Genomic DNA, 7,799 nt, shown 5'->3' with positions numbered 1-7,799 from the left:
GAGTGGCGCCGGGCTCCGGCGACCGGACAGGAATGTCGCTGGACGTGTCTCCGACGACCGCGACCGCAGCGATGTCACTGACCTCGGCGAGCAGCGCAGCCGAGAGGACGAGATCCGGGTGGGGCCTGCCACGACCGGCATCGCCGGGTGCGAGGAACGCGTCGGGCAGATCCTGCCAGCCGAGTGTGTCGATGATGCGTTTCTGCGTCGGTGCCGAGAAGCCGGTGGTCAGGACGACGGTGATTCCGGATTCACGGAGCTTCGTGATGGCCTGGGCTGCACCGGGAACGGGCGCGATTCCGTCGTCGATGCGGGCGTCGTAGGCCGACTCGAACGCATGGTTGGCAGCCTGGGCTCGGTCCTCTGTTCCGAAGAGTGCGCGGAACACCTCGATCTTGGACTGCCCCATCGTGTCGAGGACGTAGCGGCGGGCGTCGTCGCGTTCCGGTCCTCTGTCGGCGAGTCCGACGGCAGTGGCTGCGGCGTCGAACGATTCGAGCACGAGACCGTCGTCGGTGACGGTGGTTCCGGCCATGTCCAGGACGACGAGCTCGATGGCGGTGCTGGTGTTCGGGCTGGTGGAGTTCGACATGAGGAAGAGACTGCCGTTTGGTATAGACCATTGCATGGAACTCGAGTGAACGGACTGTGAACGTCGAACGACGAATAGGTCTAGACCAATTGGTGCTATGGTTGGTCCATGGTTGTGGACACCGAACCTCGCGTACTCAAGCACCAGATCGTGCGCAGAAGTCTCGACGCCATGCTCGACGGTATGTCGGCGGGCGACGCGTTTCCTTCCGAGCGCGATCTCGCCGACAGATACGACGTGTCTCGCGAAACACTGCGTCAAGCCATCCGAGAACTGTTGGTAGCCGGTCGAATCGAACGACGGGGGCGTGCGACGGTGGTTGCCGAGCCCAAAGTGGTGCTGCCGCTGGCCATCGGCTCGTATACCGAGGCCGCGCGCGAGAAGGGCATGAGCGCTACCCGAATCCTGGTCGGCTGGGACACGTTCCGAGCCGACGCAGCGCTGGCGGATCTACTCGGAATCGAGATCGGTTCGGAAGTGGTACAACTCGAACGCGTCTTCACCACCGGTGACGTCCGAGTCGGACTCGAAACGACTCGCATCCCCGCGTATCGAATTCCGGGGTTGCAGGACAGTTTCGATCACCGTTCGTCGCTGTATGCCGAGTTGCGGACGCGCGGAGTCGTGTTCGGGCGCGTCGTCGACACCATCGAAACCGTCCTCCCCGATGCCAGGGAAGCTGCACTACTCACCGTCGACACCCGCACACCGATGTTTCTGCTCGGCCGTGTCTCCTACGACACCGACGGGGTTCCCATCGAACACCGTCGGTCGCTCTATCGCGGAGACCGGATGACCTTCACCGCCGTCATGAACGCCTGACATGACCTCTCGAGAAAGACACTTCTCATGACCTCCACTTACGACGTCGTGGTCGTCGGGGCCGGCATCGTCGGCCTTGCACACGCCTATCACGCTCATCGGCGCGGGCTCACCGTGGCGGTGGTCGATCATGCCGATCGCGTCTCAGGCGCCTCGGTGCAGAACTTCGGACACGCCTGCATCACAGCGCAATCCGGTACTGCACTGGACTATGCGCGCGTCGGCCGCAGTCACTGGCTCGACCTCGCCCGCACAGCGAGCTTCTGGGCTGCCGAAACGGGAACGCATTGCGTCGCCCGGCACGAGGACGAGTTCGCGGTGCTCGAGCAGTTCGCCGAACTGCGGGGTGAGGAGCAGGTTCAGCTGCTGGACCGCGCCGAGGTGCTGAACCGACTCCCCATTGCCGACACCGATGTGGTCGGCGGCATGTACCTGCCGCTGGACGTCCAAGTGGACCCACGTGCTGCTGCGCCTGCCATCGCACGCTGGCTCGAGACCTCCGGGGTGGATTTCCACTGGCGCACCGCTGCAACCTCGTTCGCACCGGGCATCGTCCACACCTCGCGCGGTGACCTGCATGCCGGCACCACGTTCGTCACCGTCAACCACGACATCGATCGCCTGTTTCCCGAGTACGCCGAACGCGGCGGACTGGTGCGGTGTCGGCTGCACATGCTGCGCGCCACGCTGCCCCTTCGCGCTCCACTACCCACCCCGCTGTTCACCGGCTGGTCCCTGCTCCGGTACTCGGGCTTCGAGAATCTGCCCGCCGTGACAGACGTCGCCGCCCGCCTGCAGGCCGAGTATCCCGGGTACGTCGAGCTCGATCTGCATCAGATGTACACCCCCCAACCGGACGGTCGATGCTGCTCGGCGACACACACGTTCGCGAGATCACCACGTCGCCGTTCCAGAGCGAGGAGGGATTCCAGGTGCTCCTCACCGAAGCCAAGGCGCTGTTCGGAGTCGACCGCATCGACGTCACCGAGCGGTGGCAGGGAACCTACTGCTCGGCACCGGGTTCGGAGTTCCTGCTGGAAGAACCGGTCGATCGCGTGCACATCGCCACCGTCACCACCGGGATCGGTATGACCACCAGCATGGGCCTGGCGCTCTCCAACGTGGACAGGGTTCTGGTACCGGCCTGAGCGCACCTGGTTACCCGAGCAGGCTCTGCCCCAGATAGCCGTCGCCGACCACTCCCGGCAGTATCGCGAACACCGCTGACCCGATCGGCGTCGTCCATTCGTTCAGGGCATCGAATTCGTCGAGGCGCTGCTGAATCGGTAGGAACTGGGTGAGCACATCGCGCTGATAGCTCGCGAACAGCAGCCCGGAGTTCGACACCGAACCGGGAGCAGGCGGATCGTCGTAGTTGTACGCCCGCCGGAAGATTCGCTCGCCGTCGTGAAGGTGCCGTGCCCGCGCGATGTGCGAGGACGGTGGGATGACCGGAATGCCGAATCGATCGGTCACCTCGAAATCGGCCACGTCGAACTCTGCGGTTCCGGTCAACGGGGCTCCGGTGTCGAGGGTTCGCCCCACCGTCAGTTCCCGGCCCGGTCGGTCCAGTTCGTCCCAGGTGTCCATCTCGATTCGGATGCGCCGCAACACCATCGACGTTCCGTGCTGCATCCAGGGCTGATCGCTACCGTCGTCCCAGACCAACGTGTCGAAGTCCGTAGTTCCGGCCGCAGGATTGACTGTGCCGTCCACCTGCCCCATCAGATTGCGCATCGTGGTGCCCGATTCCTCGGTACCCCGCGAGCGCCGGAATCCGCGCTGTGTCCAGGCGATCGTCACCAACGAGCGAACGTTCTTGGTGAGTACCCGCAGCGTGTGCGACGGTGACAGGATCGTCCGAGCACACCTGCAGCAGCAGATCTCCACCGGTGAATTCCGGTTCCAGACGGTCGATTCCGAAGGCAGGAAGGGGTGCCAGCCACGACGGCCGCCGATCCGGCAGACCGATCGCGTCGAACACACCGGGGCCGAGTCCGACGGTCACCGTCAGGCGTGCGGGCCGAAGCGCCAGTTCGGCCTCGGTATCGGCCAGCGCGGGCGCACCGGCAGTGAGCCGTCCGATGTCCTCGGTCCAGACCTTCAGGATTCCGATCAGCTGGTCGCGCCCGACACGATCCTGCAGATTCAACCCGACGAACGTCGAGTGTGCCTGTGGCGGAACGGTATCGATTCCCGCTTGATGCAGGCCCCGCCACGGCACCGTCTCACTCCCGGTGGCCGTCTCCTCGGCCCGGTTGCCGATGATTCCGTAACCGGTCGCCGCTCCCACGCCCGCGACGCCGAGCGCGGCGACGCCTCCACCGAGGAGGCGTCGCCGGCTCAGCGAGCGTGGGGACCGGTTTTCGTTGTCAGCCACCGTGTGCCGGCGCAGGGGTCGCCGACCCGTCCATGTCCATGTTCATGGCACCGGCTCGTAATTCTCCTGGGCACCGGGGAAGTCCCGTACCTGCGCGGTGAATGTCGTGCTCGACGCATCCTCGAACTCGAGGGTGAACTCCGCGTCGGCTCCGGGGGTCAGCGGCGAGGTGACGTCCATCAACATCAGGTGGTCACCGCCCGCGGCGAGCACGTGTGTGCCGCCCGCCGGAATGACGAAGCCGCCCTCCTTCGGCCGCATCACCATCGCTCCGTCGGCTCCGGTTGCCATCTCGTGCAATTCCATTCGGCTCGACGCCGGCGACGACGCACCGACCACGTGCACATCGGCGTCGCCGGTGTTCTGCAGTTCGGCGAACGCCGCCGTCATACCGGCGTCGGCCGCTTTGACCCATTGCTCGCGGACGACGACGGAATCGGACTCCTTCGCCGCGGCGGCCGGCTCCTTGCCGGAGCATCCGGTGAGGATCAGACCGGTGACCGACAGTGCGGCCAACAGCGTCGAGGTACGTCGGGTGAGATTCATACGAGTTCGCTTTCGTGTTGGGAAGCAGCGGAATTGGCGGTTCTGGTCCGTGCTCGGCGGATCGACCCGAGGACCACGTCGACGGCGAGGAACGCCACCAGGCTCAGCCCGAGGAGTGGAACGAACCAGCCGACAGCGATCGCGACGACCGACAGCGCGACGACGGCCATCGGTGAGATTCGCCGAATGCCGCCGCGCAGCGGAGGCCGCCCCGCGGTGAGTCCGGTTGCCCTGGTGGGACGGCGTTTCCACCACATCATGTAGCCGCGGACGATGACCGATGCCAGAGCGACCGCAAGAGCGAGCAGGGCAAGCTGATTGGCTATACCGAACAGCGTCCCCATGTGCAGTTGGATACCCCAGGCCGAGAGCTTCGCGGCAAGGGGCCAGTCGGAGAAGTACAGGGTGTCGATCACCGTGCCTGCGGCACCGTCGACCGAGATGGAGTTGTTCGACATCACCCAGGGCTGACGGGTTTCGGCGACGACGAACGCTGCGTCGTCCGACGCGGGTATCGACGCCTCCACCGCTCCGTCGATACCGTTGGCCTTCGCGATGTCGAGGACCGAATCGATGCGTCCGACGTTGTCGTCGGTCATCGACGCGTCGGCCGACATGTCCATCGAATGACCGCCGTGACCGGAGTGGTCACCTGTCGTCGTCGCCTCGGAGGTACCGATGGTCTTGGTGATGGCTGGGGTGGTCCAGCTCAGCGCCGTGCGTAGGTCGGTGACGTTCTCGCCCGCGTAAGTGGACCACGCGAGACCGGTGGCGGACAGGAAGATCAGACCAACAGCGATCCAGATTCCCGCCACTCCGTGCCAGTTCAAAGACCGATTGCGCCCCTTCGACTTTCGATCGAAGGTGAGCAGTCTTGCCTTGTCGCGGTTGCGTCGATAGCGCTCGAACCACAGGTAGAGGCCGCCGAGCGCGATCACCCACAGCCACGAGGCGGCGAGTTCACTGTAGAGGCGTCCGGGCTCCCCCAGATGCAGGTGCCGGTGTAGCTCGGATATCCAGGTACGCAACGGTAGGGCGCTCGACGATCCGTAGACCGCCAGCTCACCCACGTTCGTCGCGGTGGCGGGGTCGACGAAGACGGCCAGCCGCTCGGATTCGCCGAGGCTCGGATCGGTGAACATCACTCGGGTGGTGTCGCCGGCCTCGGCTGCGGGGCGGACGGGCGGCGACGGTGAGATCGGGTCGTTCGGCCTGCGCAGCCCGAATCTGTTGTGCGACGGGGACGGCCGGGCCGGTTGCATCCACGTGGAGGTAGTCGCGGTAGACGAGTTGCTCGATGGTCGGTGCGACGGCATAGAGCCCGCCGCTGATGGTGGCGATCAGGATGAACGGTGCAACGAGAATGCCGGCATAGAAGTGCAGGCGCAGGATCAGGGGACGCCAGCTGCGGGGGCTTGTCGGACGGGTGGGCGGGGAAGGATCGGCGACGCGTTCCATTTCCGGTGTGGACACGAGGACTCGTTTCGTGAAGGCATGAGTGGGCGCGCGGATGCGCGAAGTGGCATCGCCTGCGGGACCAGGCCGCGCGGAAGCAGCGTGAATCACCGAGAGTGCGATGTGCGGAATCGAATGCGGCAAGAACCCACCACCCGACGCCTGACGAGCAGGGCGGGTGCGACGGTGGGCTGTGCTCAGGCAGCTCGAACAGGCGGTCCGCGGCTTCCGCAACCCGACAGGTCGAGTAGCCGCGGAGATCCCGGGAGTCGGTAGACCGGGAGTTCGGGGGCGACGCGGGACTCGTCGACGACCAGAGTTGCCAACAGGGGCAGAGCCTTGCGTAGCGAGGTCACCGCGCGCCGGATGCCGTGCTCGGCTCCGCGGATGGCCAGAGCGCCGACCAGGATGGCAACCGCGTGGGCCGCGAACATCTGCTGGGTGATCAGCGGACCGTGATGGTGACCGTCGACGGCGGTGAGCAGCAGGTGTCCGATCGACTGCGCGGCGGTCAGAATCATCGGCAACTGTGCGCGCGGTGCCACCTGCGTCGGTGCCGCAGCGGCCGCGTAGCCGATCGCCGCGGATACGACGGCCAACAGCACCATCGCTGCGTCGGATGGAAGCATCCCGCCACCGAACGTGTGTGCTGCGACGGTGACCAGCGCGGACAGCCCGCCCACGGAGGCACCGCGCAGGAGCGCGGATCCATCCGTGGTCATCGGCATGGACGGGAGCTTACTACCGACTACACCGCGTAGTAGCCCAGGTGCGAGAACGAGGTCTCCGAACCCCGAAGCCGGTCCGACGGTCTTTTTGCGGTTGGTTATCCTGATCTTCGGTACTCGAACCATCAACGGTCGAGCCACGAGATCGAGAGTGGACCACATGGCAGAGAATTCGGACGCGGCTCAGGCGCGGGTGTTCGACGACATGCTGACCGCCGAGATCGCAGCCGCGTCGAGTCGCGTCGAGGAGTCCGAGCAGCTCGCGCGCAAGGCGTTGAGAGTCCGGGATTCACGCAGTCATGTGTGGCACAGCGATGAAGCGCAGACACAGAAGCAGGCGCTGTACGAGTTGTATCGCCAGCTGGACGCACTGAGAAATCGATTCCCCACCGTTCACTGCCAGTAGGAGCGACTCGCGACCGAGATACCCGATCCCTTATCGACACTGGTTACCGTGTTCGATTAAGGTCGAACTCCATGGCTGAAGATCCGTTCGATTCCACGGTAGCGCACGTCCACGATGTGCACCGACGCCTCCTCGATCGCGGCACCGGAGAGGGCCTTCCGACCGTCCCCGCAGCCGACGGGACATGTGTTCTGCCGTCGCCACCGCCACTCCCACCGATGCGCCTCGACACCGCACTGCGCGACCGACGGTCGCACTATCGATTCGCGGACATGGATGCGCTGCAGCTCTCGACTCTTCTCCGGTCGGCAGCGGGGCCCGGTCGGACTGCCGAGCGGCCGGACGGCACGCCGCACACCTTCCGGATGAATCCGACGGCAGGCGGACTCGATTCGATCGACCTGCATCTCGTGGTCCTCCGCGGTACAGGTGAGATCGACTCGGGGACCTACCTTTTCGATCCGGATCGACACGTTCTGAGCAGAACCGGCACCGGACCGTGCGTCGACGCGCTCGAATCATGCCTCGTGCAGCCACAATTCGCGCGGCGGGCACCCTTCGTCGTGATTCTCGTCGGACGCCTCGACCGAACCCTGATCAAATACAGCGAACGCCACTATCGCACCCTGCACATCGACGCCGGCATCGCCGCGCAGAACCTGTACTTGGTCGCGACCGCACTCGAATCGGCGTGCTGTGCAATCTCGGGCTTCTACGACGAGGAGCTCTCGCACTTGCTCCGCCTGGACCGACTGTCCGTTCCGCTACTGGCCTTCGCGCTCGGCGGACTCGGTGAGGACGGCAAGCAACGGTAGCCGCGGCACCCCGAGCCACAGGGCTACCGCCCCCGCAAGAGCGAGCGCGCCCGCT

The 7,799-nt window shown here is 65.5% G+C and carries 6 protein-coding genes and 3 pseudogenes; 4 read left to right on the top strand and 5 right to left on the bottom strand.

Annotated elements, in window-relative coordinates; all coding sequences use genetic code 11:
• A partial coding sequence (locus RHBS_RS20790) for an HAD family hydrolase (RefSeq protein ID WP_128646365.1) occupies positions 1-592 on the bottom strand: 592 nt, incomplete at its 3' end.
• Positions 593-700: 108 nt separating this feature from the next.
• Between RHBS_RS20790 and RHBS_RS20785 the strand changes: the two genes are divergently transcribed.
• Positions 701-1,414 (top strand): GntR family transcriptional regulator, encoded by a 714-nt coding sequence (locus RHBS_RS20785; RefSeq protein WP_121870905.1) that lies wholly within the window; start codon positions 701-703, stop codon positions 1,412-1,414.
• 27 nt (positions 1,415-1,441) lie between these two features.
• Positions 1,442-2,562: pseudogene (locus RHBS_RS20780) on the top strand (TIGR03364 family FAD-dependent oxidoreductase).
• A gap of 10 nt (positions 2,563-2,572) precedes the next feature.
• On the opposite strand, the pseudogene RHBS_RS20775 reads toward RHBS_RS20780, so the two are convergent.
• From RHBS_RS20775 to RHBS_RS20760, 4 genes and pseudogenes are all read right to left on the bottom strand, one after another.
• Positions 2,573-3,794, bottom strand: a pseudogene (locus RHBS_RS20775) (Dyp-type peroxidase).
• Positions 3,795-3,836: 42 nt separating this feature from the next.
• Positions 3,837-4,340, bottom strand: a complete 504-nt coding sequence (locus RHBS_RS20770) for a copper chaperone PCu(A)C (RefSeq protein WP_128646364.1) — start codon at positions 4,338-4,340, stop codon at positions 3,837-3,839.
• A pseudogene (locus tag RHBS_RS20765) lies at positions 4,337-5,813 on the bottom strand (PepSY-associated TM helix domain-containing protein). Before RHBS_RS20765 ends, RHBS_RS20770 begins: the two are co-directional and overlap by 4 nt.
• 179 nt (positions 5,814-5,992) lie before the next feature.
• A complete protein-coding gene (locus RHBS_RS20760) occupies positions 5,993-6,523 on the bottom strand; it encodes a hypothetical protein (protein ID WP_145977556.1) in 531 nt (176 codons plus the stop codon).
• A 160-nt stretch (positions 6,524-6,683) separates the two neighbouring features.
• Between RHBS_RS20760 and RHBS_RS20755 the strand changes: the two genes are divergently transcribed.
• Both RHBS_RS20755 and RHBS_RS20750 read left to right on the top strand, forming a co-directional pair.
• Entirely contained in the window at positions 6,684-6,929 is a 246-nt protein-coding gene (locus RHBS_RS20755; RefSeq protein ID WP_121870911.1) for a hypothetical protein, read from the top strand.
• 71 nt (positions 6,930-7,000) lie between these two features.
• The gene (locus RHBS_RS20750) at positions 7,001-7,744 is read left to right on the top strand and encodes a SagB family peptide dehydrogenase (RefSeq protein ID WP_128646362.1); all 744 of its coding nucleotides are present in this window, start codon (positions 7,001-7,003) and stop codon (positions 7,742-7,744) included.
• Positions 7,745-7,799 lie beyond the last annotated feature (55 nt).

Origin of the sequence: Rhodococcus sp. BS-15, assembly GCF_000813105.1 — a bacterium.
Classification (GTDB): Bacteria; Actinomycetota; Actinomycetes; order Mycobacteriales; family Mycobacteriaceae; genus Rhodococcoides.
The sequence above is the reverse complement of the archived record's forward strand: the minus strand, read 5'-3'. Positions and strand labels throughout refer to the sequence as shown.